Raw genomic sequence first — 24,480 nt, forward strand, 5'->3', positions numbered from 1 at the left:
GGTGAGCGTAGATGAATAAGAAAGACGATGCTGTTGATGCTGTCGACCAGTACTACGTCATCTCCGTCGCCGCTGAGCTGACCGGCATGCACGCCCAGACTTTGCGCACCTATGACCGCATGGGACTGGTCAGCCCGAAGCGCACCTCTGGTGGTGGGCGCCGTTATTCGCAGCGCGACATTGTTCGGCTGCAGACGATTCAGCGCCTCTCACAAGAGGAGGGCGTGAACCTAGCGGGAATCAAAACGATCATCGATCTGACCGAACGGATCGATGATCTGGAGGACGAGAATGCTCGCCTGCGCGAGCGGATCGCCCGCACTCCGCGACGCGGCGGCGAGCTGGTGCATGTGCCGCGGTCAACCGCGGTGGTCACCTGGTCGCGCAGGCCGCGCCGGAGTGGCTCGAATTAGAACTCGATCGCTGCGGCACCGCGAATATTGCGGAAATTTGAGCGAGCAAGCTCGACCATGTTGCCGATCGCGCCGTCGAGGACGGTCTTGACCGCGGACTCGGTGAAGCCCTTGATCATGGTCCAGTCGAAATTCGGCGGCAGGGACAGGGCATCCGGGTCGGTGACCATGTCAACAAGGACGGGGCCGTCGTAAGCAAATGCCTCCTTGATGGTCTTCTCCAGGTCCTGTGGCTTTTCCACACGGAAGGACTTGATGCCAACTGCCTCGGCGATCTTGGCGTAGTTGACGCTGTCGTGGTCGGTCTCAAATTCTTTGAGGCCGGCCACCATCATTTCCAGCTTGACCATGCCCAGGCTGGAGTTGTTGAACACCATCATCTTCACGGGCAGGTCATGCTGCTTCACTGTGATCAGCTCGCTGAGCAGCATGGAGACGCCGCCGTCGCCGGAGAATGTGATGACTTGGCGGTCACGATCAGCGGCCTGGGCGCCGATAGCCTGCGGTACAGCATTCGCCATGGTGCCGTGGCGGAAGGAAGCCAATTCGTCCTTCTTGCCATTCGGAGTGATGTAGCGGGCAGCCCACACATTGCACATGCCGGTGTCGACGGTGAAGAGGGCATTGTCGTCGGCGAGCTCGTCGATAAGCTGTGCGGCGTACTCCGGGTGGATCGGGGTGGCCTTTTCCTTCTTCTTGGGGCTGTAGTTCTTGATCACGGTCTCGAGCAGGTGCGCGTGTTCCTTGAGCATCTTGTCCAGGAATTTGCGGCTCTTCTTCTCCTCGACGTGCGGAAGAATATTCTCGATCACGCTCTTCACATCGCCGACGACCGGGTACTGGACCTTGGTGCGGCGGCCGATATTCTCGCCCTTGATGTCCACCTGGGCGACGTTGCCGGTGGGCAGCCAGTCGTTGTACGGGAAGTCGGTGCCCAGCAGAATCAGCAGGTCAGCCTCATGTGATGCTTCGTAGCAGGCGCCGTAGCCGAGCAGGCCGTTCATACCCACGTCGAAGGGGTTGTCGTGCTGGATGTGCATCTTGCCACCGAACGAGTGGCCGATCGGGGCCTTGATCTTCTCGGCTAGTGCGAGGACATCCTCGCGTGCGCCGGCGGTGCCAACGCCGCAGAACAGAGTGACGCTGTCGGCCTTGTTGATGGCCTCGACCAGACGTGCGGCCTCGCCCGGATCGGGGAAGACGCGCTTGTCATCGCCACGCGCGATGGTGGATTCTAGCAGCGGCATATCGGCTGCTTCCTGGCCAGCGATGTCGCCCGGCATGACAAAGACGGACACGCCGTTGCCGGCCATCGTGGACTGGATGGCGTGGTGCAGAATGCGTGCGCCTTGTGCTGCGGAATTAGCCATCTCGCAGTAACCGGAGCACTCCTGGAAGATCTTTTCCGGGTGGGTCTCCTGGAAGAAATTCGAGCCGATTTCCTGGCTTGGAATATGCGATGCGATGGCGAGCAGCTTGGCGCCATTGCGGTGCGAATCATAAAGGCCCTGGATCAGGTGAGTATTGCCCGGACCACAAGATGCGGCACAGACGGCGAGCTCACCAGTGACCAGGGATTCAGCACCAGCGGCGAAGGCTGCTGCTTCCTCGTTGCGGACGTGGATCCACTCAATGCTGGAATTGGCCACTGCATCCGAAACTGGGTTCAGCGAGTCGCCGACCAGACCATAAATACGCTTCACGCCGTTGCGCTCTAGCGTCTCGACAATTTGTGTTGCGAAGTTCTTAGCCATACTTCCTCCACTTTTGGATCTACTTATGCGATTTCTTTTACGCCATACAAGCGTACGCGTTTTAGTTGTTTTACCCCGGACATCACCATTTTGACCTGCGCCGTTCTATTTTGATGCAGTCTTCGCGGACTCTGCAAGCGACCGAAGCATGGCTTCATCACGGAAATAATCGGTGTGCCCACCACGGATCCCGGGGACCTTCTCGGCACCGAAGCGAGCCGAACCGGGATCAGTGCCATGGATCGCAGCGAGCGGGGAGCGCAACAAGCGGATCGGGTCGGAGGAGGCATCCGCAACAGTCACTTCTGGCTGGCCTACCCCGGGACTTTGCGAGCTGTACAAGGTCAGATCCTCCGCGCTGTCTGCGCCCACGCCGGGGGAGCCGACGAGGTAGAGCTGGTCAGCAAAGAGGCCATATTCCTCTGCGGCGCGGGCAGCTACGACGGAGCCATAACTGTGGCCGACCACCAGTTTCTTCGATTCGGGGAAGCGTTCTTGGAGGGCGTATTGGAAGGTGGCCAGGTCGTCCGCACCCGCGGCAGCGGCGGCACGGTTGAAACCGGCCGGGACATTCGGCGGTGGGGAATAGCCCTGCCACACCACAACGGCACCACCAGTGGTCGCCGCGATTGTGCGTGCCTGTTCCACCGCACCGGCGAATTTGGCGGGATCGCCCGAGCCGACACCGGCGACCATGGTGGTCACGGAAGTAGGTGGGATCGGCTCGCCGTCCGGGCCTAAAGAAGCGCCGACCATGACTGTGTATCCGTCGGGCCCGCCTTCTAAGACGATGCCGTCAGCTGCTTCGACGGTTTCACGCACTGAGGCAGGCGCAGTGGTAAGTCGGTCGGTGTGAATGGATGAAAGCGGTGTCTCCGGGTAGAAAGCCAGCCGCTCGAGATCTTGTTCGTGCTCAGCCCGGCAGGCATTGTCTATTGCAGCTGCGCATGCCTGGTCAAGGACGAGCCCCAACATGGACAAGGCAGCGAGCGCGCTGGTGTGAACCGCGCGCAAAGGGACTGGCACAGCCATCGCTAGTAGTGCCTGTTTGGCCGCGTCCAAAGCTTGCTGGGCAGCCGCGGTGTTCTCCAAGATGCCTGCCACAGACTCCATCACTGCGGCTGGTTGAGTGAAGTCACGGGCCAGATCCGCCAGGCGGTCCAGGCCGGCATCGGCTGCAGGGCCGGCGAATCCGGTGAGGGATATGGAGGAACGGGTGGTGGCGGTGTCGTCGATACGCGTGCGAACAGTGCCGGAAGCCTGCCGCAAGGAGCCTGCTGCAAGAGTTAATTCTGTAGTGACCAGCATCATTGCCCCTTGAAAGTCTGTGCGTAGGCGGCATCAACATCGCGGACGGCGGCGGCGAAGCGAGTCAGGTCGGCGGCATGGTCGTGCACGCGTCGGCTTCGCACGGCCAGGTCTGTCTGCAGCCAGGAGTGCGCGCGCTCAAGCGCTAAGGCGGTGCGACTCGGGGTGGCTAATGGCGTTAAAAGTGGGTCGGTCCAGGCAGGAAGTGCGGGTAGGGCAGTGGTTGGCATTGAGATAAAATTCATGCATTCAACCCAACGGCAGCTAGCACCCCGGCTCAACCGCGAGCGTGCGAACCTGTGGAATTTGAAAAGTTATCCACATACGCTTGGGTCCCATGCGTATTGGACTCGTGCAATTCACTGCTGGCCCCCGTACCGCGGACAATCTCGCCGTGCTCTCGGAGAAGATCCGGGAAGCGGCGGACAAGGGTGCCACGCTCGTTGCCTGCCCGGAAGCATCCTCGCAGGCATTTGAGTCCGGCTCCTTGCAGGACCAGGCAGAAGAACTCGACGGTGAGTTCGCGACAGGGCTGCGTACGCTCGCTGAAGAGCTCGGCGTGACCATCGTCGCGGGCATGTTCCGCCCCGGCAGCGATGGGCGTGTGCGCAATACAGCGCTGATCACTGGCGGCGGGCTACACGAAGGCTACGACAAGATTCATGCCTACGACACAGCCACCTACCGTGAGTCCGACAATGTCGAACCGGGCGCTGAACTGCACACATTCACCCACGAGGGGGCCACGGTCGGCGCGGCGATCTGCTTCGACATTCGCTTCCCGGACCAATTCCAGGAACTTGCGCGCCGGGGCGCAGACATCGTCATCGTGCCCACCAGCTGGGCTGGCGGCGAGAACAAGGTCGAGGAATGGACCACGCTCACCCGCGCCCGCGCACTCGATGCCGGCGTGTTCATCATCGCCCCCAATCAGGCCAATCCCGAAGGTGCGCACGGCGCGCAGCACAACACAGACCCGCTCGGCGTCGGTCATTCCATGGCGGTCGCGCCCAATGGCAAGGTCCTGGCGCAGGGCGGATTCGACGAAGAAGTCATCGTTGTGGACATCGACCCGGCCGAAGCAAAGCGTAGGCAGCAGGCAGTCCCGCTGCTTTAAACCTCCCGCAGCGTCAACCAATCCACCGCGCGCGCCAAAGCCACAAGCCCAGGCTCGCGCGCACCAACCGCGTCCACAACAAGCTCAACATGCTTATCGACGCCCCCGAAAACCCCCGCCCTCACACCTGCCAGCCGGTAGCCCGTGGCATCCACCGGCTCATGATCCGGGAACACGATCTGCTCGCCACGGGGATTGCCACACGTCCAGTACTCACCGACCTGCGGCTCACGCCACCAACCAGGAATATAGAAGACCAGCTGGCCAAAGGGATTCGACGGCAAAGCCGGTGCGAGCTCGTACCACTGTCCCGCCTCGCCATATTCGCCGGGAATGAGCACCGGCAGTGACTGCCCAGGAAGATAATCAATCGGCATCGGGGCCTCCAGGTACACCGCCTGCGCATCGCCCTCACCGGTACCGTCCAAAGGGGATACGGCCGTGACCTGCGCGGCAGTCGCCGCCGGAATGCCCTGCAGATCCGCCTGACGCGCAACCTGCGCCATCTCATTTAGACGCTGCACCAGCACCTGCCACACCTGCCCTACATCGTCTGGGCGGTCCTCAAATGCGAAGGCCAAAGCCTCGCCCAGTGGCTCTGCCAATTCCTCATAATCCTCCGGTGGAGTGCCCAAACGACGGCGGTCCAACGCGATGGGAGTGGTGAGGGAGGGGGTAAGCAGGGCGTCGATAAGCGTGTCCGCTTCTTGCACCTCGCCCGAAAGCTGGCTGAGCAGCGCTTCCCGCTCAGCGAATGACAATTGCACGACCTCGTCCATGCTTTCCAAGACTAATGTGTCGCAGCACCACGCTAAGCTAGCTGCGAAAGCTATCGACGCGGAAAGGTCCGGTTCATGGAATTCACGCCCTATGACATGCTTGTCGACGTTGGGTGGATCTCCGTCCTCCTCATCATCGGCAACATCCTCCGCCAGCGAGTTCGTGTGCTGCAGCAACTCCTGCTTCCCGCGCCGATCACCGCCGGCCTCATCGGGCTCATCCTGGGGCCGGAAGTACTCAATATCGCGAAATTCTCCGACAACGTGGGCACATACACGTCCATTTTGATCGCCGTCGTCTTCGCCTCCATGGCTTATTCCATGGATCTCGGCGGTTCCGTGGCAAAGGGTGCCCGCAATATGTGGGCCTTTTCCACCACCATGTTCATGTTCCAATGGGGCCTGTTCGTGCTGCTCGGCCTCTACCTGTTTGAGCCCGTCTTTGGCACCGAAGACTGGTTCGGCATGATGCTGCCCGTCGGTTTCATTGGCGGCTTCGGTACCGCAGCCGCTGTCGGCTCCGCCTTGGAAGACACCGCGGGTGCCGTCGCCGCGTCGTCAATTGGCTTCACCTCCGCGACCGTGGGCACACTCGTGGCCATTATCGGCGGCGTCATCTTTGCCAACTGGGGTATCCGCAAGGGCAAAGCCACTGAGCTGCAGGGCGACCTGCCTAAGGAACTGCGCTCCGGCTACATCGAGAACGAAGCCGAACGCCCCTCTATTGGTAAAGCCACGACCAATCCGTCGTCGATCGAACCCCTCGCCCTGCACGGCGGCTTCATCATCTTCACCGTGCTCGTCGCCTACCAGGTCAACGCCTTCATCTCTTCGACCTGGGAGAATGTCTCCATTCCGCTGTTCGCCCTGTCCTTCGTCATCGGCTTCATCGGCCGTGGAATACTGCGCCTGTTCAAGAAGCCGAACTACCTGGACAAGGACACCGTCACCGCGATCTCCGGTGCCGCCACCGACTACATGATCGCCTTCGGCATCGCCTCCATCGTCCCCGCCGCGCTTGCCGACTACTGGCAGGCCCTCATCCTCCTCTTCGTCCTCGGCCTCGCATTCTGCCTGTTCTACCTGCTGGTCATGGCACCGCTGTACTTTGGCGAAGAATGGATCGAACGTGGCATCTTTGGTTGGGGCTGGGCAACCGCAGCAGTTGCAACCGGTATCGCCCTGCTCAAGATGGTCGACCCCAAACTCAAATCCGGCACACTCAACGAATACGGTGTCGCCTACGTTGGCTTCGGCCCCTTCGAGATCGGCATGACCATTCTTGCCCCGATCGCCGTACTCGCGTCCTTCACCGGAACATTCGGCTGGGTGTCCACCATCATCGCTGCCGGCATCGTGATCATGACCTTCATGCTCAAATGGGTCCCCGCGAAGAAACAAGCTTCAGGGAAGAAGTAGCGCCCTCAACTTTCCTCTTCTTGAGCTTCCTGCTCCCTGTTATAAGCACCCCAAATCCGCAAGGTTTGGACAAAGCGCTGCTTGCCAGAAGCCTCGAGTTCTAGGTATCTCTGCATCGGCAGCAGACTATTGATTCTCTGAGTTAAACGCCCAGCGCGCTCGCTTAACTCGTCGCCCGGGTAGCCAACAGAACTTAGCGCCAGGATGAGAACTTCAAGCTCATCCTCGGTGAACGTCATCGGGGAACGGTATCGCCGCGCCCCATTTCGTAACGGCCATTTGCCCCGCGCTTCGAGTCAATGCCGAAGCCGAGCTCCCGCAAATGCGCAATATATCTCCGCAGAGTTCGCCTATCGACGCCAATCCGTCCCGCCAAAACCTCTCCCTCCAGCACGCGTCCTGTCTGCAAGATTCGGAGCAGTTCTGCACCCCGCAAAAAATGGGCGATTTTTTCGCGCCGCTGGAACATCTCTGTTTCTGCTATCTGCAAGTCCAACGGGTGCGGAGGAAGATTGAAGAATCGATCTTCACCCATTGTCAGTTTCCCCCTGTCTGCGCTTACTCTGCTGATCGTTGCCCCAGGTTTGAATCTAGGGAAAGCGGATTGTTCACGCTCGTTATGAATGTGTACTTCAGTGTGCAGCGGAGGAGTGTGCAGTGGATGGTCTGCGACGAACTTGCGGCGCATCTGCAACGAACCTGCGGCGCATCGCGATAAGTCTGCGAAGAAACTGTGACAGCTCCACGTGCAGAAGGTGTGTTGATTTACATTTAGGACGCTGCTTTCCTAAATGCCTGTAAAAGGTGTCTGGCCTCGGTGTTTGTGGCGTTTTATTTAGGACACTCCTTCTATTTAGGGCACTCCTTGGGATGAGGGTGGTTGGTGGTTGAGAGCTCGGCGGGGAGCGTTACTGGGGCCCTGGGTGCTTGGGGGACTGCCCTAATTCGTTCGCTGTGTTTGTGCAGGTAGGTGTCATTAGTGGGCGGTATAGGGCAGGTATGTCCTAATTGTCCAGCAGCAATATATCTGCGGGTGTTGGGAGGGGGGAGGGCGAGGTCGGCGTCGATAAGCGAAGAAATATTTTGCCTTGAGTGGAACAGACTCAACTTTGGCGGCGTTGTACCTATTGACGAACTAAGTTCGGACCAAAAGAAGTACCCCAATTAATAGAGAATTAGGAAAGGAGCGAGACAGATGAGCTCGTTCAACCCCACCACGAAAACTCAGGAAGCGCTGCAGCAGGCTCTGCAGCGGGCTTCCGCTAATGGAAACCCAGATATTAGGCCCGCGCACCTGCTTCAGGCGATCCTCGAGCAGGAAGAAGGAATCGCTGCACCGGTGCTCAAAGCCACGGGTGTTGACCCGGCGACGGTGCAGAAGGAAGCTGCCGAGATCGTCGATGGTTACCCCAAGGCGCAGGGCCAGAACATGGCCAACCCGAATTTCAACCGGGATGGTCTTAATGCTCTGAACACCGCCCAGGAATTGGCGGGCGAACTCGGTGATGAGTATGTCTCCACCGAGGTGCTCCTTGCTGCGATTGCGCGTGGTGGCGACGAGGCAGCTGAATTGCTGAAGAAGCGCGGCGCTACCTACGACACGATCAAGGCTGCTTTCCCATCTGTCCGTGGCAACCAGAAGGTGACCACGCAGGACCCGGAGGGTCAGTTCCAGGCATTGGAGAAGTACTCCACTGACCTGACTGCTCGTGCTCGTGAGGGCAAGATCGACCCGGTCATCGGCCGTGACAGTGAGATCCGTCGCGTGGTCCAGGTTCTGAGCCGTCGCACGAAGAACAACCCGGTGCTGATTGGTGAGCCGGGTGTGGGTAAGACTGCGATCGTCGAGGGTCTTGCACGTCGCATCGTTGCGGGCGACGTCCCGGAATCCCTCAAGGGCAAGACTTTGATCAGTCTTGATTTGGGTTCGATGGTCGCCGGTGCGAAGTACCGCGGTGAGTTCGAAGAGCGTCTGAAGGCTGTGTTGGATGAGATCAAGTCTTCGGACGGCGAGATCATCACGTTCATTGATGAGCTGCACACCATTGTCGGTGCCGGTGCGACCGGTGACGGTTCGATGGATGCCGGCAACATGATCAAGCCGATGCTCGCCCGCGGTGAGCTGCGCTTGGTCGGTGCGACGACCCTGGATGAGTACCGCAAGTACATTGAAAAGGATGCTGCTTTGGAGCGTCGTTTCCAGCAGGTCTATGTCGGTGAGCCGACTGTGGAGGACACCATCGGTATTCTCCGTGGCCTGAAGGAGCGCTACGAGGTGCACCACGGCGTGCGGATTCAGGATTCGGCGCTGGTTGCGGCGGCCTCCCTGTCGGATCGCTACATCACCAACCGCTTCCTGCCGGATAAGGCGATCGACCTGGTCGACGAGGCTGGCTCACGTCTCCGCATGGAAATTGATTCCTCCCCGCAGGAGATCGATGAGCTGGAGCGCGTAGTTCGCCGCCTCGAGATCGAGGAGATCGCGCTGACCAAGGAGTCGGACGCTGCGTCGCAGGAGCGCCTGAAGGCACTGCGTGGCGAGCTGGCTGATCAGCGCGAGAAGCTCGGTGAGATGAAGGCGCGTTGGGAGAACGAGAAGAGCGAGATCGATAAGGTCCAGCAGGCGAAGGAAGAGCTGGAGCGCCTGCGCAACGAGTCCGAGATCGCGGAACGCGAGGGCGACTACGCCAAGGTTTCTGAGCTCCGTTACGGCCGCATTCCGGAACTGGAGGAAGAGGTGGCTGAGGCGGAGAGGGAGGCGTCGTCAAGCACGAAGACGATGCTGACGGAAGAAGTCACGCCGGACGTGATCGCCGACGTTGTGTCGAGCTGGACGGGCATTCCCGCGGGCAAGATGATGGAGGGTGAGACCGAGAAGCTTCTGAATATGGAGGCTGTGCTGGGCGAACGTGTCGTCGGGCAGAGCGAGGCTGTCGTTGCCGTGTCCGATGCTGTGCGTCGTTCGCGCGCCGGGATCGCCGACCCGAATCGTCCGATCGGTTCCTTCTTGTTCCTCGGCCCGACTGGTGTGGGCAAGACTGAGCTGGCGAAGTCGGTCGCGGAATTCCTCTTTGATGATGAGTCCGCGATGATCCGCATCGACATGTCCGAGTACGGCGAGAAGCACTCGGTCGCGCGCCTGGTCGGTGCGCCTCCGGGATACGTCGGCTTCGATGCTGGCGGGCAGCTCACCGAAGCTGTTCGTCGCCGCCCGTACAGCCTCGTGCTTTTCGACGAAGTTGAGAAAGCCCACCCCGACGTCTTCGATGTTCTCCTGCAGGTCCTCGACGAGGGCCGGCTTACCGACGGCCAAGGTCGCACCGTCGACTTCCGCAACACCGTCATCATCCTGACCTCGAATCTCGGTGCTGGTGGCACCCGCGACGAGATCATGGAAGCGGTGAAGCGGGCGTTCAAGCCGGAGTTCATCAACCGTCTCGACGACGTGGTGGTCTTCGACCCGCTGAGTAAGGAGCAGCTCGTCGGCATCGTCGATATCCAGCTGCGTGGTCTCGCTGACCGACTGGCTGAACGTCGCCTGACCTTGGACGTCACCGATGCTGCCAAGTCCTGGCTTGCGGAACGCGGCTACGACCCGGCTTATGGTGCTCGTCCGCTGCGTCGCCTGATCCAGAAGGAAATCGGCGACAAGCTGGCCAAGGAGGTCCTTGCCGGTGAGATCCGCGACGGCGACACGGTGCTGGTGGATGCCAGCGTGGCCGACCCGGCTGCTCAGCCTTCTGGTGGCGAGGCGGCTTCCGATGATGAGGTGGATGTTTCTGTCGGTAGCACCGCTGGTCTGACAGTCACGAAGGCAGCCGACTAAGCAGCCGCAATAAGGGGGCCGGCGCTCCTGTCGTGCTCCGGAATTGGCGAACGGTAACAATCAAACGGTAACCCCCGCCCGATAGGTATTAAGAGAGATACATAAAGGTTCCTGGTGGGGCAAAGTTACCGTTTGATTGTTACCGTTTGCCGTTTTGGCGGGGTTCGCGAGCTTGGCATGCGTCGAGCTTGCCGGGACAGCCTATAAGCCGCGGCGCTGTTGCTCGCGGGTGATGGTTGTTTGGACCGTCGATATGCAGTAATCAGGTTCGAACATGAGCTGCCTGGGCGTGAGTCGGATAACGGGGTAGCCAAAATTCTTCAGTAGGTTCTCCCGGTGACGCTCTTTGCGGAGGGTTTCCTCCACCCCGCCGTAGGTTGTCCCGTCATATTTGACTCCGCCGTCTATTTCCACGACGGTTTCACCGTTCGGTCCAGCGAGGAGGTCGACTTCGATGTGGCGGTGGGCGTCGATAGGCATGCGCACGTGCATCTGCACAGGGATGCCGGCCTCGAGGAACAAACCTTGTGCATATGGTTCGAATGGAGAGAGCGATCGCGCGCTGCTGGCTTTAATCGCGGCGCGGACATGGCCGATACCGCGGATGGGGCCGAGATTACGAGTGGCTTGCAGCATCAATCGATGGGACATTTTTTGGTACTTCAGCCACGACATCGCGACCAAGCCTTCGATGAATCCGTGCTGGGCAGCGATGTCGGCGGCGGTGCGGAAGGGGGTGAGGACGCGGATGTCGTCGACAAGCATGATCTGCTTGGGCGGAACGGTGAGCTTGCGGAGAGTCTGCCCCTTCGGGGTGTTGTGGGCGGATTTATACCCGTTGCTTCCCAGGGTGGTTTCCACTAATTCGGGCGTGCGTGGCACGACCCACATTCCGTGAATGCGTGCTGCCGACCGGCCGATGAGAACAGCGCGGGTTTTGCTCTTACCGACGGCAACTGCGCGAAGCCATTGCTGTTCGTGTCGTTTGAGTTCGCGGTAATACTCGCTGGGGATAGCCTGGGTGGGGGCCAACTGAGTGAGCACACCTGAGTCGAGCTGATGCCATGCAGGGTGGCCCGCTTTGGCCGTGCGGAGATTTACCAACTTGTTGATGGCTTCGTTTTTGTCCATGACTTCACGGTGGACCGGGCTTGGTTGGCGTGCAGTGCAACGATGTACATTTCAGTAGACATTCTGGGCTGATGGTGAGTCGTGGCCTAGCCGGGGCGAGTGCCGACCCGCACTGCAGAATCTGCGAACGGTAACAATGATGAGGCGAACCGTGGGGTTTAGGTTTCTTATAAGCGACATAGGGGTCTGAGAGAGGGCATTGTTACCGTTGAATAGTTACCGAACGCCGGGAAGACGGCTGAGCGACACGGCTGGGCGGGCTGAGCGGCACGGCTGGGCGGGCTGGCCGTCGCGGGGCTGAGTGACGACAGACCCGGGTTGCGACAGAGGCCAAGGACTTCGGAACTACAATCTCCGGCATGGAGCCACTGACCACGAAGATTCACACTCGGACCCCGCTACCGGGAGTTGAGAATGAAGAGCTCGCCGCCCATGACCTGGGTGGCGGGCATTTTGTGGTGGCAAGTGTGCCGTTTTTGGACACCAGTTTGGCGGTCGGGGACATCGTGGAATGTGTGAAGGTTGGGGGCCAGTTCCATGTGAACCGGAAGGTCGTCAGCGGTGGGGCGGAGACGGTGCGGATTTTGATCCAGCAGCCAGGTCCGACGGATATCCCAGAGACTCTGCTTGCATTCGGTTGCCGGGTGGAGGTGGGGCCGGGGGGAATGCTGGGGGCGTCGATAAGCGCGGATGCTCCGAGTGAAGGTATCCGTGAGTGGCTTGAGGGCCTTCAGGCGCAGGGCATCATTTCTTTGGCGTAGCTACACTTGGGGCCCATGAGCGTATTCGTTTCCTCCGAAGAGCTGCGTCAACAGATCCGTACTGGTCAGAAGCTCACTGTGCTTGCCTCGCTGTGGGATGGCCGCGTGGGTTACGCGTGGTCGAAGTTCCAGTCTGAGCACATTCCGACGGCGCAATTCTGTGACCCGTCCGACCATTTGGTGGGCACGCCGGGTTCGCGCGTGGGGCGCAACCCGCTGCCGTCCGCGGAGTTGCTGCAGGAATCGTTCCGCGCGTGGGGCATCGAGGAGGGGCGCCCGGTCGTTGTGTATGACTCCGGTACGGGCGTTTTCGCTGCTCGCGTGTGGTGGACGCTGCGTTGGGCGGGCGTGCAGGACGTGCATATTCTCGACGGCGGTTTCCGTGCGTGGGAGGATGCCGGCTTTGACACAGTCGCCGGCCCGGGCCCGGTTTCGGTCCGCACGGAGCTCGATGTTGAGCCAGGTCAGCTGCCTACCGCGACGATCGACGAAGTGCGCGCATTCAAGGGCATGCTTATCGACGCCCGCGATACCTCCCGCTACGTCGGCCAGCGCGAGCGCCTTGACCTGAAGTCCGGCCACATTCCCGGTGCGCAGACGGTGCCGGTGGATTTGCTGTTTACGGAGGATCGCAAGATCAAGCCTGCCAGCGAGATCCTGGAAACCATGGCGAAGTTCGGCATCACTCACGAGACTGATCCGGCCGAGGTGATCGTCTACTCCGGTTCCGGTAACCACTCCGCCAAGCTGCTCGCCGCTTTCGCTCATGCGGGTCTGCCGGTGCTGACTCACTATATCGGTGGTTGGTCGCAGTGGTCTGCCGACGTGCGCAACCCGGTCGAGCGCGATATCTAACGCTCACTCGGCCTCGCCACGCCTGCCCAGTTCAGGGGCCTTCGGGGGATAAAGTTCAGTACTGATGGGTTACATACTTCTGGGACTGTCGGCACTCGCTCTGGCTGGAGCGGGGATTTTGTGGTGCGCAGATGCACAGGAAAAGGGCAGTAAGGCTGAAAAACCGGAGCAGGAACCGCAGGTCGAGGCAGCAACACCAGCGCCTGAACCTCATCCTGAGCCCGCGGCCGAACCAGAACCGGCGCCAGAACCCGCGACCGAGCCGGAACCCGAAGAGGAACCCGCACCAAAGACAGAACCGAAACCCGCGCCGCGCTCCCGCTGGGGCGCGCTGTCGGGGCGTGCGGGGCTGTTCACGGAGACGATCTCGGGTGCGCTGCCGGGGGCGAAGCAGCGTGGCCGGAGAGAGCGTCGCGAGTGGGCGGAAGAGCACGGTTTCGAGTACTCGCGCGATGATGAGTTCCTGCAGGACGAGTGGGGTCGGGGAGCGGCCGCATCGGGTGAGCCGGTGCGTGATGTGCTGACGGGCACGCAGTTTGGTCATGAGACGCGCGTTGCCGATATCGGTGCCACGACGGTGGTGGCCATGGGAACGGGGATGGACAGTGGGGTCGTCGTGGATATGCGTCGTGCTGTGGGGAGCACGAGTCCGACGGAAGACCTGGTCGCGGTGGCGGAGCTGGAGGGTTTCCGTGTGTTCGCATCGGAGGCTGGCCCGGCGGAGCGGATGCTGGATATCCGTGTGACTACGGCATTGGAGTTGCTTCCGGCGCAGGTCAGTGCCGTGTGGTTCGAGTCGGAGTGGGTGTTGGCGCAGTTGGATGAGCCGGCTGGGCCGCAGGCGTGGGAGCAGGTTTTCGCCCCACTTGCCCTGCTTGCCGACGCCGCCCGTACTCTCCCCCCACGCACCTGGCCTCACCTGCATTTCGATCACAAGACGCGCGAGATGGGCGACCCGGTCGAGATGGAATCGACAGGCAAGGGTGAGGGGATTGAGGGGGCAAGGCCGGTCGTCGTTAGGCCGGAAGAGCCCCTTGAAATGCCCACGCGCACGACGGGTGGCGTGCGCGGCACGATGGAATTTCATACGGTCGGCGCGGATGAGGTTGATGCGATCGCGACGGGTGAGCCGCCCGAGCAGCTTAACGACGGCACCCGCATCACCCGCCGCCCCCAACCCCCGTCAATCTTCGATGACGGCAAAGCGGACTAATCTGGGAAACCATGAGCGAGAACACGAATAATGCTGGTTCCTTGTCTGCTGAAAAGCAGCGCCTCGCCGAGCTGGTCCGCGAGCTGGCGGTCGTGCACGGGAAGGTGACGCTGTCTTCGGGCAAGGAAGCCGATTACTACGTTGACCTGCGTCGCGCGACGCTGCACCACGAGGCCAGCCCGCTGATCGGCGCCCTGCTGCGTGAGCTGACGGGTGACCTCGACTTTGACGCCGTCGGCGGTCTGACCTTGGGTGCAGATCCCGTCGCTACCGCTGTCATGCACGCTAAGGGGCGGCCTATCGACGCCTTCGTGGTCCGCAAAGAAGCTAAAAAGCACGGCATGCAGCGCCGAATTGAAGGTCCGGACATCACCGGCAAGCGTGTCCTGGTCGTCGAAGACACCACCACGACCGGCAATTCCCCGCTCACTGCTGTGAAGGCATGCCAGGAGGCAGGGGCTGAAGTCGTTGCTGTGGCCACGGTCGTTGACCGTGCCACCGGCGCGGCCGATGTACTCAAGGATGCAGGGTTGGACTACCGATTCCTGCTGGGCTTGGAGGATCTTGGACTCGCTTAACCAGCCAGAGGAAAACAGCTCAGCTGAGAAAGGCCCCACCGAATGGCAGGAAGGCCGTCATGGGGTCGGTCCGTGGGAGGGCGAGTGGCCTGATGACCCGCAGTATGACGAGGAGTTTCTCCGCGAAGGGGATCGTCGGAATGTAGTGGACCATTACCGCTACTGGTCACTCGAGGCGATCAAGGCGGACCTGGACCGGAAGCGGCACCCGTTTCATGTGGCTATCGAGAATTTCGAGAACGACATGAATATCGGCACCGTCGTGCGCACTGCGAATGCATTTTTGGCGGAGGCAGTGCACATCGTGGGCAGGAAACGGTGGAATCGTCGTGGCGCGATGGTGACGGACCGCTACCAGCACATCGTTCACCACGAAACGGTTGCTGACCTCGTTGAATATGCCAAAGAGCACGACCTGACCATCGTGGCTATCGACAACACTCCCGGTTCAGTCCCCCTGGAAACCGCCGAGTTGCCCAAGCGCTGCCTCCTCCTGTTCGGCCAAGAAGGCCCCGGCGTGACCGAAGCTGCGCAGGATGCGGCGGTGATGACCTGCTCGATCGCCCAGTTCGGGTCGACGCGGTCGATCAACGCGGGTGTCGCGGCGGGGATCGCGATGCATTCGTGGGTGCGCCAGCACGCGGACCTCACCGCGGCGTGGTGAACTACGGCACCAAGCCAGCCGGAAACAGGGGAATAGAACAGTAACGGCCACTCGGGGCAACCGATAAGCTAGTAGCAATTTGTAAGGAGGGCTTGTGCCGGAAACTTGGGCGCACCGCGCGGATCTCGCCGAGATGGCGATCACGGAGCGGCATGCTACGAAGCTGTGGGGGTTGCCGCGGACGAACCTGGCGGTGGTGAGCTGGCCGCCGACAACGAAGGAGAAGGTGTTCTTCCACTGGCATTATTGGTGGCAGGCGCACTACCTGGATTGTCTGGTGGATGCGGAATCACGGCGTTCGACAAAGGCGCGTCGCGCGGCGATTGTGCGCACGATTCGCGGCATCAGGCTGCGTAACCTGGGCAAGCTGGTGAAGAACCGCTACTACGACGACAAGGCCTGGTTGGCGTTGGCGTTGGACCGCGTTGCACATTCGGAGAAGGTGGCGCGTCCGAAGCAGTTGGACGACCTGGAGTTCAATATTCTCGCCGGGATGGACTCGGTAATGGGTGTGTTGCCGTGGCGTACGGATGAGAATTTCTTCAACGTGCCGGCGAATGGCCCGGCGGCGATCATGTTGGCGCGCACGGGGCGGTTGGATAAGGCGCGGGAGCTCGTCGATTGGATCTTTGAGCATTTAATGACGGATGACGGGCTCGTCGAGGATGGCATTCGCTTGCTTGCCGACGGCCCTCGTAATACCACCACCATTTACACCTACAACCAGGGAACTGTGCTCGGTGCGGCACTGGAGATCGCTCTGGCACTGGAGAATCAGCCGGAGGAGCAGGTCTTTTACATCACGCATATCCGTGGGCTGGTGCAGGCGATTTCGATGCATGTGGCTACACCGGGTGGGGTGATTGATAACCCGATCGATGGTGATGGGGATGGCGGACTGTTCAAGGGGATTCTGGTGCGCTACCTCGCGGAGGTGGCGGTGCGTCTGCCTGATGACAGTCCGGCAAGCATCAGTGCCAAGAAGGCAGCTGAACGGCTGGTCATGGCTAGTGCGGAGGCAATGTGGAACCACCGTCTTGAGGTGGATGGGTTGCCGATTTTCCCGGCGAGGTGGACTCGGGATGCGAAGTTGCCGCATAACTATTCGTTGGGGCCGAACTCGATTAGTGATGCCTTGGGCACTTCCCGGATTTCGGAGCGCGATTTGTCGGTGCAGCTGTCCGGTTGGATGCTGCTTGAAGCAGCAGCGCGAGTGTCTAAGGCGCGTAAAGAGCGCGAAGAGCAAGCTGCGAACTAGTAGAGCGAAAACCTCGTGCAGGAAAATCCCGGCGGGGGCATACTGGGAGACGTAGAGTCCGCGAGGCTTGTACGAGCACGTGGGCGACACGAGTACCCATCGAGTGAAACCGAGTGAAAGGGATTTTCACCCCAATGCCTATTGCAACCCCTGAGGTTTACAACGAAATGCTCGACCGCGCGAAGAAGGGCGGCTTCGCGTTCCCGGCCATCAACTGCACGTCTTCTGAGACGATCAACGCGGCGCTGCGCGGCTTCGCGGAGGCTGGCTCGGACGGCATCATCCAGTTCTCCACTGGTGGTGCGGAGTTCGGTTCTGGTCTGTCGGTGAAAAACAAGGTTGCTGGTGCACAGGCACTGGCAGCATTCGCACACGAGGCAGCGAAGCACTACGACATCAATGTTGCGCTGCACACTGATCACTGCCAGAAGGAAGTTCTGGACGAGTACGTGCGTCCGCTGATCGCTATCTCTCAGGAGCGCGTGGACCGCGGCGAGCTGCCGCTGTTCCAGTCCCACATGTGGGATGGCTCTGCAATCCCGATCGACGAGAACCTCGAGATCGCACAGGAGCTTTTGGAGAAGGCTCACAACGCCAACATCATTCTCGAGGTCGAGATCGGTGTTGTCGGTGGTGAAGAGGACGGCGTTGAGGCGAAGGCAGGCGCAAACCTGTACACCTCGCGCGAGGACTTTGAGAAGACCATCGACGCAATCGGTACTGGCGAGAAGGGCCGTTACCTGCTGGCTGCTACCTTCGGCAATGTTCACGGTGTGTACAAGCCGGGCAACGTGAAGCTGCGTCCGGAGGTGCTGGATATGGGGCAGAAGGCGGCCGTCGAAAAGCTTGGCCTGAATGCTGGTGACCAGCCGTTCGACTTCGTGTTCCACGGTGGCTCTGGCTCCGAGCCGGAGAAGATCGCTGAGGCACTTTCCTACGGTGTGGTGAAGATGAACGTGGATACGGATACCCAGTACGCGTTCACCCGCCCGGTCGCTTCGCACATGTTTGAGAACTACGACGGTGTGCTGAAGGTCGACGGCGAAGTGGGCAACAAGAAGGCCTACGACCCGCGCTCCTACCTGAAGAAGGCGGAGCAGTCCATGTCTGAGCGTGTCGTTGAGGCGTGCGAGAACCTCAACTCTGTGGGCAAGTCTGTGTCCAAGTAAACCGCGTTTGCGCTAAAGGTCAGGTCCTTGAAAGGGGCCTGGCCTTTTTGTATTGCGAAGAACTATCCTGATGCCGATGGATAGACAGACTAAAAGCGTGCGCATGTCTACACGCCAGCGTATGGCTGCCGTGGAGGATTCGCTTGAGGCGCGTCTGAAAAGGGTGGCGCGGCGGTTCTGGCCGGCACTCCAGGTCGGCTTCGCAGCGGGCCTGGCGTATTTCATTGCGTTTGAGTGGGTGGGTCACCCGCAGCCGTTTTTCGCGCCGATCAGTGTGATCATCATCGTCGGTTTGTCCGGTGGTGAGCGCATCAAGCGTGCGTTGGATATGTCGCTTGGTTGCATCCTGGGCGTCCTCGTCGGCGACCTTGTGTTCGCCCCGATCGGTCCTGGTGGATGGCAGATCGCGCTGGCGGTGTGCGGTTCGATGCTGTTCGCGTCGTTCTTTTCAAAGTCGATGTTGGTGGCAAATCAGGTGGCCATCGGCTCAATCTTGATTTCTACGATCATGCCGCCCGACGCTGCCGTCACGGGCCTTGACCGCGCGGTCGACGCCTTCATCGGTTCGGCTGTCGGTCTGGCTGTTGTCGCGCTCGTGCCTTCCGCGCCGCTGTCTAACGCGCGCCAGGAGATCTCCAAGGTTCTGTCTATTTTGAGCTCCGTGCTTGACGACGTCTCTACCAGCATCTCCCGCCAAGACCCCGCCGAAATGGCCGAGGCTTTGGAAGCTATCCGCAGCACCCAGTCGGATATCGACGCAATCTCCACCGCCACCAAGTCCGGCCGCGAATCCACGCAGCTCTCGCCTTTCCTGTGGGGCTCACGTCGCTACGTGCAGTCCCTGTCCCGCACAGTCCCGCCCACCGACAACGCGATCCGCAGCACCCGCGTTCTCGCCCGCCGCGCGCTCGTGCTCGTTGAGGACCAGGACACCGTCTCGCCGAAGCAGTTGTGGATCTTGGATCAGCTCTCGGCAGTCGCGCTTGATATGTCTGAGCTCTTTGAAGTCAAGTCCAAGGTCAGTCAGGTCCAGGGCATGCCATCGCTGACCAACCGTCTGCGTTCGCTTGGCGCGGAGACCGGTCTTGAGGTCCTGGATCTCGACTGCCAGCCCCCGCGCGGCCCGTACTCGCCGTTCAAAGGCCCGCACGCCGATGAGGTCAACGCCACCGCCCACAGCGAAGCCGGCACCAAGACCCCGATGCCCAAACCGTTGGGGGAGCAGCGTCAGGCAACCTTGTCCGGCGCGGCGATCCTGGCGCAGTCACGCTCGCTCATCGTGGACATGCTGCAGATCTGCGGCTGGTCCCGCGAGTCCGCCGTCGCGGTGTTGAAGCCAACCTCCGAGACGCCTGCCTACCCGCCCGAGTTGCGCACGAGCAGCTTCCCCGAACGCCCGAAGCAGGAGGGTGGGGAATAGCGCACGCGCTTACTTGGTTGTGAACAATTTTACATGCCCAATTATTTATGTTCCCAAAACGCGAGGTTATAAAATTGGGGGAATCAAAGGTTGACGTGGCCATGTAAAGTTGTTCACGCAGGTCGATAGCTTATCGACGTCACCCCGTGCCCCAACCACACAAAACCCGGCACCCACCCCACGCGGGGAAGGTGCCGGGTTAAAGCCCGATTAGAGAGGGCTTACTTGTTCTCGTCGACGACGCCGTCGGTCTCGATGCGCTCCTTGGCGACATCCTCGGTGACCTGCTCGGTGTCGCGCACAACGTCCTTGTCCAGGGAGACCTTCTCTACCGGGACGGACTCCTTGGAAACATTCACGCGCTCCTCGTGCAGGGTGACGGATGCTTCCTGCTCACCGATGTCGCCAGTGAAGTTTGCGCGGTCAGCCTCGGTGATCGGCTCACGGCTGACGCGGACCTCTTCACGCTCAACCGGGACCTCGACGGTCTCGGTGTCGTGGACGACGTACTTGCGCAGGCGGACCTGGCCAGACTCAACGCGCTGCTTATCGACGTTCAGCTGCTCCTCAGAACGGATCATCTCACCGTCAGCAGCCGCAGCCGGGGCAGCGTCAGTGTTCGCAGCAGCGTCAGCGTGGTGCTTGCCGTTAGCATCAGCGTCGGTAGCGGCAGCGCCTGCTGCACCTGCACCTGCAGCGCCAACGCCAGCACCAGCAGCGCCGGTCTCGTAAGTGGTGCGCTCCTCGGCGTTCTCAAGGCCGTAGTGGCGGTAGAAAGCCTCCTGGTCGGCGTTGGTCAGGTGGCCGTTCTCGTCAAGATCCGGTGCGTCCTTGATGCGGTCCTTGGAGAATGCGAGGTGGAGCTCGCCATCCTTCAGGGAGTGGCCACGCAGCGGGACGATGGAGTCGCCGGTGCCAAACAGGCCGTGGGAAACGGAGACGAAGTCCGGCTGGCCGGTGGTGTCGTTGATGTAAACGTCTTGGACGCCACCAACCTTGTCGCCATCAACGTCATAAGCGGTTGCGTTTGCAAGGTCTTCGATGCGGTTAACGTCAGTCATTTTGTCTTGAATCTCCTTTTAATGTTTGTCCGTGATCGAACAAGACCCAACGTAACGACGACCCTGGGGTTTGTCAGCGACGAAATCTTGAACGGGTATATATCAATCAATAGTTGGAGGGAAGCTTGGGGGAGATTCGTTATAGTGTCGCGTCCACGAGACGTGACCTGCATAAATACTGTTCGGGCGTTGGTGTACCAAACTTTTTGCTAAGCGGTGTCTCAGACTGATAACGAAGCTGTTAACGGATTGGGTACGAAGGGTCACTAAAGTGTCCCGGAAACCGAATATGTGAGATAACTCACTTAGCTGCGAATGGCTTGAATATCGCGGAGGTGCCGGTAGAAAGTCACGCGCTCGACGGGGCGTTTGGCTCGGACACCGTCGACAGTCACTGCGATGTCTAGGCCGCCGGATTGGAGGGCGCGGCCGGAGGGGGTGGAGGTGGCGTCGATAAGCATGTGCTTGCGGAAGCGTGGCTTGCGCATCACTGCGGCTGCGAGCCCTGGTGCGTGGGTGGTGGGCACGAGACGTGCGCCGTAGAGGCGGCTGCGGCCGTCGCTGCGGAGGAGGACGTCGTTGTCAACGACGATCTCGCCGATGAACGGCTTGTCCTCTGCATGTGTGAGCGTGGCGGAGCCGGCGACGACGAGACCTGTGTCATTGCGGATGCACGGGATCGGGCGGACGGGCCCTTCGAGCGCGAGCGTGCGTGCGTCGTCAGGGATGCCCCACAGCACAGCGGCAGGGGAGGAGGGGTCGGCGGGCAGGTACGCGATCTCGGCCCACAGGTAGTCCGCGCGCATCATGCGGGTGAGGATCGCGCTCAACGCAGCGTCTGAGCCGGACACGATGATGCGCAGGCGCTCTGCGGGTTGTTGCGGTGCGAATGCTGGCTCGCCGAGGTGTGAAACAGATGGCGATGCCGCGATTTCTTGCAGGGATGGGGTCGGATCAACGGGGAGGACCTCGCGCGCGATCTCGTCGAGGAAACGCAGGTCTTTCCGCGTAGGAATCGCCGGAAGCTGATGGATTTCAGCACCAGCGATGGTGAAGTTGGTAGCGCACGCGCAATGAACAAGCCGCATGGCGCTCACGGTACAGCGACTCCCGCGCGCTTTGTATATTGAGGGCCATGTCCACCGAACTGATCCGCGTGTGCGCCGTCGTCTTCCGCGATACCGACGGCCGCGTGCTCTCCGTGCGCAAGAAGAACACGAGCCGTTTCATGCTGCCAGGCGGCAAGCCCGAATCCGGCGAAACCCCGCGCGAAACCGCCGTGCGCGAGGTGCGCGAGGAGATTGGCACGCTTATCGACGCCGCTACTCTCACCCACCTAGGCACCTTCCGCACAGCGGCGGCGAATGAGGCAGGCCGTGAAGTAGAAGGCACCATCTTTACCTGTCCCGCCACCGTGGACCCGGTGCCGGCAGCAGAGATTGCGGAAATCCGCTGGGTTGACCCGCGTAACCCGGCCGATGCGGGTGTGGATCTGGCGCCTTTGCTGGAGACGAAGGTCTTTCCGGCGCTGGGCTGAGGGGATTGTTTGAGCCTGTGAGCTGTCCGCGCGCATATTCCTGATGTGTATTTAGGGCACTGCTGACCTCATTGGCAGTTATGTATCCCTTGACCTGCATGATCATCCGTTGCTAATTAGGACAGTCACGTGGCTCGCCCGATACCCGCCCAGACACGCCCAGCCCCCACTGTCCTAATTCCCTTTAAATGTTTGGCCTGGTAGCGCACTCGAACCGTTGAATTAGGTCACCCGTGCCCTCAATCCATTTCAAAGACATATGCGCAGATCGCTCTGCGACACCGCCCCGAACTCGAAGCACCAAGATCGCACCCTTCGTAACTAACCCGCGGTGCTCACTGAGAAGCCCCGCACAACGTAGCGCTACAATAACGCTGGACTTCTGCGGGGATGAGCCCGCAGTAAGCACGCACACGACAGCTGTGAGTACTGCGACTCGCAGCGCGAATTAGGGAGCGTTTCTATGGCGGCCATCATCATCGTCGGTGCCCAGTGGGGCGACGAGGGCAAAGGTAAGGCCACGGACATTCTTGGTGGCAAGGTCGACTATGTGGTCAAGCCAAACGGCGGCAATAATGCCGGCCACACAGTTGTTGTCGGTGGTGAGAAGTACGAGCTGAAGCTCCTTCCCGCCGGCGTTCTCAGTGAGAATGCCACCCCGGTGCTGGGCAACGGCGTGGTGGTGAACCTGGAGGCCCTCTTCGAGGAGATCGACGGCCTGGAGGCCCGCGGCGCGAATGCTTCCCGCCTGCGCATTAGCTCCAATGCTCACCTGGTCACCCCGTACCACCAGACGTTGGACCGCGTGCAGGAGCGCTTCCTGGGCAAGCGTGCGATTGGTACCACCGGCCGCGGTATCGGCCCGACGTACGCTGACAAGGTCGCGCGCGTGGGCATCCGTGTGCAGGACCTGTTCGACGAATCCATCCTGCGCCAGAAGATCGAATCCGCTCTGGATGTGAAAAACCAGATGCTGGTGAAGATGTACAACCGCAAGGCGATCGACCCTGAAGAGGTCGTGGGCTACTTCCTGGGCTATGCCGATCGCGTCAAGCCGATGGTGATCGATGCTGAGCAGGAGCTCAATGCCGCACTCGACCGTGGCGAGCACGTCCTCATGGAGGGCGGCCAGGCCACCATGCTGGATGTGGACCACGGCACCTACCCGTTCGTGACCTCTTCCAACCCGACCTCTGGCGGTGCCTGCGTTGGCTCCGGCATCGGTCCGACGAAGATCACCGCGTGCTTGGGCATTGTGAAGGCTTACACCACCCGCGTGGGTGCGGGCCCGTTCCCAACTGAGCTCTTTGATAAGTGGGGCGATTACCTCCAGGAGACCGGTGGTGAGGTCGGCGTGAATACCGGCCGCAAGCGCCGCTGTGGCTGGTACGACTCTGTCATCGCACGCTACGCCGCACGCGTCAACGGTTTCACCGACTACTTCTTGACCAAGCTGGACGTGCTCACCGGCATTGGTGAGATCCCCATCTGTGTCGCCTACGACGTCGACGGCGAGCGTTTCGATGAAATGCCGCTTACTCAGTCCCAGTTCCACCACGCCGAGCCCATCTTTGAGACCATGCCCGCCTGGGACGAAGACATCACCGGCTGCCGCACCTTTGAGGAGCTTCCGCAGCGCGCCCAAGATTACGTCCTGCGCCTCGAGGAACTCTCCGGCGCCCCGATTTCCTACATCGGCGTAGGCCCCGGCCGCGACCAGACGATCGTGCGCCACGATGTTATGGAGCGTTAGCCGCGTTCTGCACTCCACGTCTCACGCTTTAGCGCGTTCCTTCCGTTAGGGGAGGGGGCGCGCTTTTCGCTGATCGAAGCTCCTCTCCAGCCGTCAACCCCTGACGATATTCGGTTGCTGAATACCGGCACCCACACGGGGCGAACGCGAAACCGTGTGACCGAAAACGGAAATGAGCGGGCTGACCACGCGGTATGCCTCGAACTCATCACCTGGATTAGTCAGTGCCGCGATTAGCGACTCGTAATCGTCGTTCTTGATCCACGTTTTGAGCGCTTCGGCCGCCGATTGAAAGGCGGATCCCTGCGTGACGGCAACGCGCGAATCGATTTCTTTCAAAAGCTCAGGGTGGTCGGACAATCTGAGGTCATTGATTTTGAGCTCCGGAAGAAGAAGTTCGTATGTCGCAATCTGACGGGCGGTTCGAGGAGAGACGTTGTGCATGAGTCTTCTCCTTGTCGTCG

24 protein-coding genes are annotated in these 24,480 nt (G+C 60.7%); 14 read left to right on the forward strand and 10 right to left on the reverse strand.

The window, feature by feature from the left end; translation table 11 throughout:
• The first annotated feature begins 11 nt into the window (after window positions 1-11).
• Entirely contained in the window at window positions 12-413 is a 402-nt protein-coding gene (locus Q0X21_RS04920) for a heat shock protein transcriptional repressor HspR (RefSeq protein ID WP_297850650.1), read from the forward strand.
• Here the strand turns inward: Q0X21_RS04920 and Q0X21_RS04925 are convergent.
• The 3 genes from Q0X21_RS04925 to Q0X21_RS04935 all read right to left on the reverse strand — a co-directional run bounded on the left by Q0X21_RS04925 (window position 410) and on the right by Q0X21_RS04935 (window position 3,720).
• On the reverse strand, window positions 410-2,167 hold the full coding sequence (locus tag Q0X21_RS04925) for a pyruvate dehydrogenase (protein WP_297850651.1): 1,758 nt from the start codon (window positions 2,165-2,167) through the stop codon (window positions 410-412). The genes Q0X21_RS04920 and Q0X21_RS04925 overlap by 4 nt on opposite strands.
• Before the next feature lie 105 nt (window positions 2,168-2,272).
• On the reverse strand, window positions 2,273-3,478 hold the full coding sequence (locus tag Q0X21_RS04930) for an alpha/beta hydrolase (protein ID WP_297850652.1): 1,206 nt from the start codon (window positions 3,476-3,478) through the stop codon (window positions 2,273-2,275).
• Window positions 3,475-3,720, reverse strand: a complete 246-nt coding sequence (locus tag Q0X21_RS04935; protein WP_297850653.1) for a hypothetical protein — start codon at window positions 3,718-3,720, stop codon at window positions 3,475-3,477. Before Q0X21_RS04935 ends, Q0X21_RS04930 begins: the two co-directional genes overlap by 4 nt.
• Before the next feature lie 92 nt (window positions 3,721-3,812).
• Between Q0X21_RS04935 and Q0X21_RS04940 the strand changes: the two genes are divergently transcribed.
• Window positions 3,813-4,592, forward strand: coding sequence for a nitrilase-related carbon-nitrogen hydrolase (locus Q0X21_RS04940; RefSeq protein ID WP_297850654.1), 780 nt, complete (start codon window positions 3,813-3,815; stop codon window positions 4,590-4,592).
• On the opposite strand, the gene Q0X21_RS04945 is transcribed toward Q0X21_RS04940, so the two are convergent.
• Entirely contained in the window at window positions 4,589-5,371 is a 783-nt protein-coding gene (locus tag Q0X21_RS04945; protein WP_297850655.1) for a hypothetical protein, read from the reverse strand. The two genes, Q0X21_RS04940 and Q0X21_RS04945, sit on opposite strands and share 4 nt — an antisense overlap.
• A gap of 75 nt (window positions 5,372-5,446) precedes the next feature.
• On the opposite strand from Q0X21_RS04945, the gene Q0X21_RS04950 reads away from it, so the two are divergent.
• Window positions 5,447-6,790: a sodium/glutamate symporter gene (locus Q0X21_RS04950; RefSeq protein ID WP_297850656.1), complete on the forward strand. Its 1,344-nt coding sequence runs from the start codon at window positions 5,447-5,449 to the stop codon at window positions 6,788-6,790.
• Between the two features lie 5 nt (window positions 6,791-6,795).
• On the opposite strand, the gene Q0X21_RS04955 is transcribed toward Q0X21_RS04950, so the two are convergent.
• Window positions 6,796-7,029 (reverse strand): hypothetical protein, encoded by a 234-nt coding sequence (locus Q0X21_RS04955; protein WP_297850658.1) that lies wholly within the window; start codon window positions 7,027-7,029, stop codon window positions 6,796-6,798.
• Window positions 7,026-7,478, reverse strand: coding sequence for an HTH domain-containing protein (locus Q0X21_RS10345; RefSeq protein WP_367172723.1), 453 nt, complete (start codon window positions 7,476-7,478; stop codon window positions 7,026-7,028). Before Q0X21_RS10345 ends, Q0X21_RS04955 begins: the two co-directional genes overlap by 4 nt.
• Window positions 7,479-7,985: 507 nt before the next feature.
• On the opposite strand from Q0X21_RS10345, the gene clpB reads away from it, so the two are divergent.
• Window positions 7,986-10,616, forward strand: coding sequence for an ATP-dependent chaperone ClpB (gene clpB / locus Q0X21_RS04960; protein ID WP_297850659.1), 2,631 nt, complete (start codon window positions 7,986-7,988; stop codon window positions 10,614-10,616).
• A gap of 201 nt (window positions 10,617-10,817) precedes the next feature.
• On the opposite strand, the gene Q0X21_RS04965 is transcribed toward clpB, so the two are convergent.
• The gene (locus tag Q0X21_RS04965; protein ID WP_297850660.1) at window positions 10,818-11,747 is read right to left on the reverse strand and encodes a hypothetical protein; all 930 of its coding nucleotides are present in this window, start codon (window positions 11,745-11,747) and stop codon (window positions 10,818-10,820) included.
• A 359-nt stretch (window positions 11,748-12,106) separates the two neighbouring features.
• Between Q0X21_RS04965 and Q0X21_RS04970 the strand changes: the two genes are divergently transcribed.
• The 8 genes from Q0X21_RS04970 (at window position 12,107) to Q0X21_RS05005 (ending at window position 19,665) form a co-directional block, all read left to right on the forward strand.
• The gene (locus Q0X21_RS04970; protein WP_297850661.1) at window positions 12,107-12,508 is read left to right on the forward strand and encodes a DUF4265 domain-containing protein; all 402 of its coding nucleotides are present in this window, start codon (window positions 12,107-12,109) and stop codon (window positions 12,506-12,508) included.
• Window positions 12,509-12,523: 15 nt separating this feature from the next.
• Window positions 12,524-13,363: a sulfurtransferase gene (locus Q0X21_RS04975; RefSeq protein WP_297850662.1), complete on the forward strand. Its 840-nt coding sequence runs from the start codon at window positions 12,524-12,526 to the stop codon at window positions 13,361-13,363.
• Window positions 13,364-13,427: 64 nt separating this feature from the next.
• Window positions 13,428-14,576, forward strand: coding sequence for a hypothetical protein (locus tag Q0X21_RS04980; RefSeq protein ID WP_297850664.1), 1,149 nt, complete (start codon window positions 13,428-13,430; stop codon window positions 14,574-14,576).
• Window positions 14,577-14,587: 11 nt separating this feature from the next.
• Window positions 14,588-15,154, forward strand: a complete 567-nt coding sequence (gene pyrE / locus Q0X21_RS04985; protein ID WP_297850665.1) for an orotate phosphoribosyltransferase — start codon at window positions 14,588-14,590, stop codon at window positions 15,152-15,154.
• On the forward strand, window positions 15,141-15,818 hold the full coding sequence (locus Q0X21_RS04990) for an RNA methyltransferase (protein WP_297850666.1): 678 nt from the start codon (window positions 15,141-15,143) through the stop codon (window positions 15,816-15,818). Before pyrE ends, Q0X21_RS04990 begins: the two co-directional genes overlap by 14 nt.
• Before the next feature lie 94 nt (window positions 15,819-15,912).
• Window positions 15,913-17,076 carry a glycoside hydrolase family 76 protein gene (locus Q0X21_RS04995; RefSeq protein ID WP_297850667.1) on the forward strand — a complete coding sequence of 388 codons (1,164 nt, stop codon included), beginning with the start codon at window positions 15,913-15,915 and terminating at the stop codon, window positions 17,074-17,076.
• A gap of 134 nt (window positions 17,077-17,210) precedes the next feature.
• Window positions 17,211-18,245 (forward strand): class II fructose-bisphosphate aldolase, encoded by a 1,035-nt coding sequence (gene fbaA, locus Q0X21_RS05000; protein WP_297850668.1) that lies wholly within the window; start codon window positions 17,211-17,213, stop codon window positions 18,243-18,245.
• 103 nt (window positions 18,246-18,348) lie between these two features.
• Window positions 18,349-19,665, forward strand: a complete 1,317-nt coding sequence (locus tag Q0X21_RS05005; protein WP_297850670.1) for an aromatic acid exporter family protein — start codon at window positions 18,349-18,351, stop codon at window positions 19,663-19,665.
• A 221-nt stretch (window positions 19,666-19,886) separates the two neighbouring features.
• Here Q0X21_RS05005 and Q0X21_RS05010 read toward each other — a convergent pair whose 3' ends face one another.
• Together Q0X21_RS05010 and Q0X21_RS05015 are read right to left on the reverse strand one after the other, a co-directional pair.
• Window positions 19,887-20,726, reverse strand: coding sequence for a PRC and DUF2382 domain-containing protein (locus Q0X21_RS05010; RefSeq protein WP_297850672.1), 840 nt, complete (start codon window positions 20,724-20,726; stop codon window positions 19,887-19,889).
• A gap of 305 nt (window positions 20,727-21,031) precedes the next feature.
• Window positions 21,032-21,814: a hypothetical protein gene (locus Q0X21_RS05015; RefSeq protein ID WP_297850674.1), complete on the reverse strand. Its 783-nt coding sequence runs from the start codon at window positions 21,812-21,814 to the stop codon at window positions 21,032-21,034.
• Between the two features lie 47 nt (window positions 21,815-21,861).
• Between Q0X21_RS05015 and Q0X21_RS05020 the strand changes: the two genes are divergently transcribed.
• Together Q0X21_RS05020 and Q0X21_RS05025 are read left to right on the forward strand one after the other, a co-directional pair.
• Window positions 21,862-22,263 (forward strand): NUDIX domain-containing protein, encoded by a 402-nt coding sequence (locus Q0X21_RS05020; protein WP_297850676.1) that lies wholly within the window; start codon window positions 21,862-21,864, stop codon window positions 22,261-22,263.
• 463 nt (window positions 22,264-22,726) lie between these two features.
• A complete protein-coding gene (locus tag Q0X21_RS05025; RefSeq protein WP_297850678.1) occupies window positions 22,727-24,016 on the forward strand; it encodes an adenylosuccinate synthase in 1,290 nt (429 codons plus the stop codon).
• Window positions 24,017-24,109: 93 nt separating this feature from the next.
• Here Q0X21_RS05025 and Q0X21_RS05030 read toward each other — a convergent pair whose 3' ends face one another.
• Window positions 24,110-24,460, reverse strand: a complete 351-nt coding sequence (locus tag Q0X21_RS05030; RefSeq protein WP_297850680.1) for a hypothetical protein — start codon at window positions 24,458-24,460, stop codon at window positions 24,110-24,112.
• Window positions 24,461-24,480 lie beyond the last annotated feature (20 nt).

Origin of the sequence: uncultured Corynebacterium sp. (genome assembly GCF_947253065.1) — a bacterium.
Classification (GTDB): Bacteria; Actinomycetota; Actinomycetes; order Mycobacteriales; family Mycobacteriaceae; genus Corynebacterium.

Excerpts from the sequence above, each read along its gene's own strand:
- Q0X21_RS04920 (WP_297850650.1), top strand. The coding sequence starts at position 12 with ATGAATAAGAAAGACGATGCTGTTGATGCTGTCGACCAGTACTACGTC.
- Q0X21_RS04925 (WP_297850651.1), bottom strand. The coding sequence starts at position 2,167 with ATGGCTAAGAACTTCGCAACACAAATTGTCGAGACGCTAGAGCGCAAC.
- Q0X21_RS04930 (WP_297850652.1), bottom strand. The coding sequence starts at position 3,478 with ATGATGCTGGTCACTACAGAATTAACTCTTGCAGCAGGCTCCTTGCGG.
- Q0X21_RS04935 (WP_297850653.1), bottom strand. The coding sequence starts at position 3,720 with ATGAATTTTATCTCAATGCCAACCACTGCCCTACCCGCACTTCCTGCC.
- Q0X21_RS04940 (WP_297850654.1), top strand. The coding sequence starts at position 3,813 with ATGCGTATTGGACTCGTGCAATTCACTGCTGGCCCCCGTACCGCGGAC.
- Q0X21_RS04945 (WP_297850655.1), bottom strand. The coding sequence starts at position 5,371 with ATGGACGAGGTCGTGCAATTGTCATTCGCTGAGCGGGAAGCGCTGCTC.
- Q0X21_RS04950 (WP_297850656.1), top strand. The coding sequence starts at position 5,447 with ATGGAATTCACGCCCTATGACATGCTTGTCGACGTTGGGTGGATCTCC.
- Q0X21_RS04955 (WP_297850658.1), bottom strand. The coding sequence starts at position 7,029 with ATGACGTTCACCGAGGATGAGCTTGAAGTTCTCATCCTGGCGCTAAGT.
- Q0X21_RS10345 (WP_367172723.1), bottom strand. The coding sequence starts at position 7,478 with ATGCGCCGCAAGTTCGTCGCAGACCATCCACTGCACACTCCTCCGCTG.
- clpB (WP_297850659.1), top strand. The coding sequence starts at position 7,986 with ATGAGCTCGTTCAACCCCACCACGAAAACTCAGGAAGCGCTGCAGCAG.
- Q0X21_RS04965 (WP_297850660.1), bottom strand. The coding sequence starts at position 11,747 with ATGGACAAAAACGAAGCCATCAACAAGTTGGTAAATCTCCGCACGGCC.
- Q0X21_RS04970 (WP_297850661.1), top strand. The coding sequence starts at position 12,107 with ATGGAGCCACTGACCACGAAGATTCACACTCGGACCCCGCTACCGGGA.
- Q0X21_RS04975 (WP_297850662.1), top strand. The coding sequence starts at position 12,524 with ATGAGCGTATTCGTTTCCTCCGAAGAGCTGCGTCAACAGATCCGTACT.
- Q0X21_RS04980 (WP_297850664.1), top strand. The coding sequence starts at position 13,428 with ATGGGTTACATACTTCTGGGACTGTCGGCACTCGCTCTGGCTGGAGCG.
- pyrE (WP_297850665.1), top strand. The coding sequence starts at position 14,588 with ATGAGCGAGAACACGAATAATGCTGGTTCCTTGTCTGCTGAAAAGCAG.
- fbaA (WP_297850668.1), top strand. The coding sequence starts at position 17,211 with ATGCCTATTGCAACCCCTGAGGTTTACAACGAAATGCTCGACCGCGCG.
- Q0X21_RS05005 (WP_297850670.1), top strand. The coding sequence starts at position 18,349 with ATGTCTACACGCCAGCGTATGGCTGCCGTGGAGGATTCGCTTGAGGCG.
- Q0X21_RS05010 (WP_297850672.1), bottom strand. The coding sequence starts at position 20,726 with ATGACTGACGTTAACCGCATCGAAGACCTTGCAAACGCAACCGCTTAT.
- Q0X21_RS05015 (WP_297850674.1), bottom strand. The coding sequence starts at position 21,814 with ATGCGGCTTGTTCATTGCGCGTGCGCTACCAACTTCACCATCGCTGGT.
- Q0X21_RS05020 (WP_297850676.1), top strand. The coding sequence starts at position 21,862 with ATGTCCACCGAACTGATCCGCGTGTGCGCCGTCGTCTTCCGCGATACC.
- Q0X21_RS05025 (WP_297850678.1), top strand. The coding sequence starts at position 22,727 with ATGGCGGCCATCATCATCGTCGGTGCCCAGTGGGGCGACGAGGGCAAA.
- Q0X21_RS05030 (WP_297850680.1), bottom strand. The coding sequence starts at position 24,460 with ATGCACAACGTCTCTCCTCGAACCGCCCGTCAGATTGCGACATACGAA.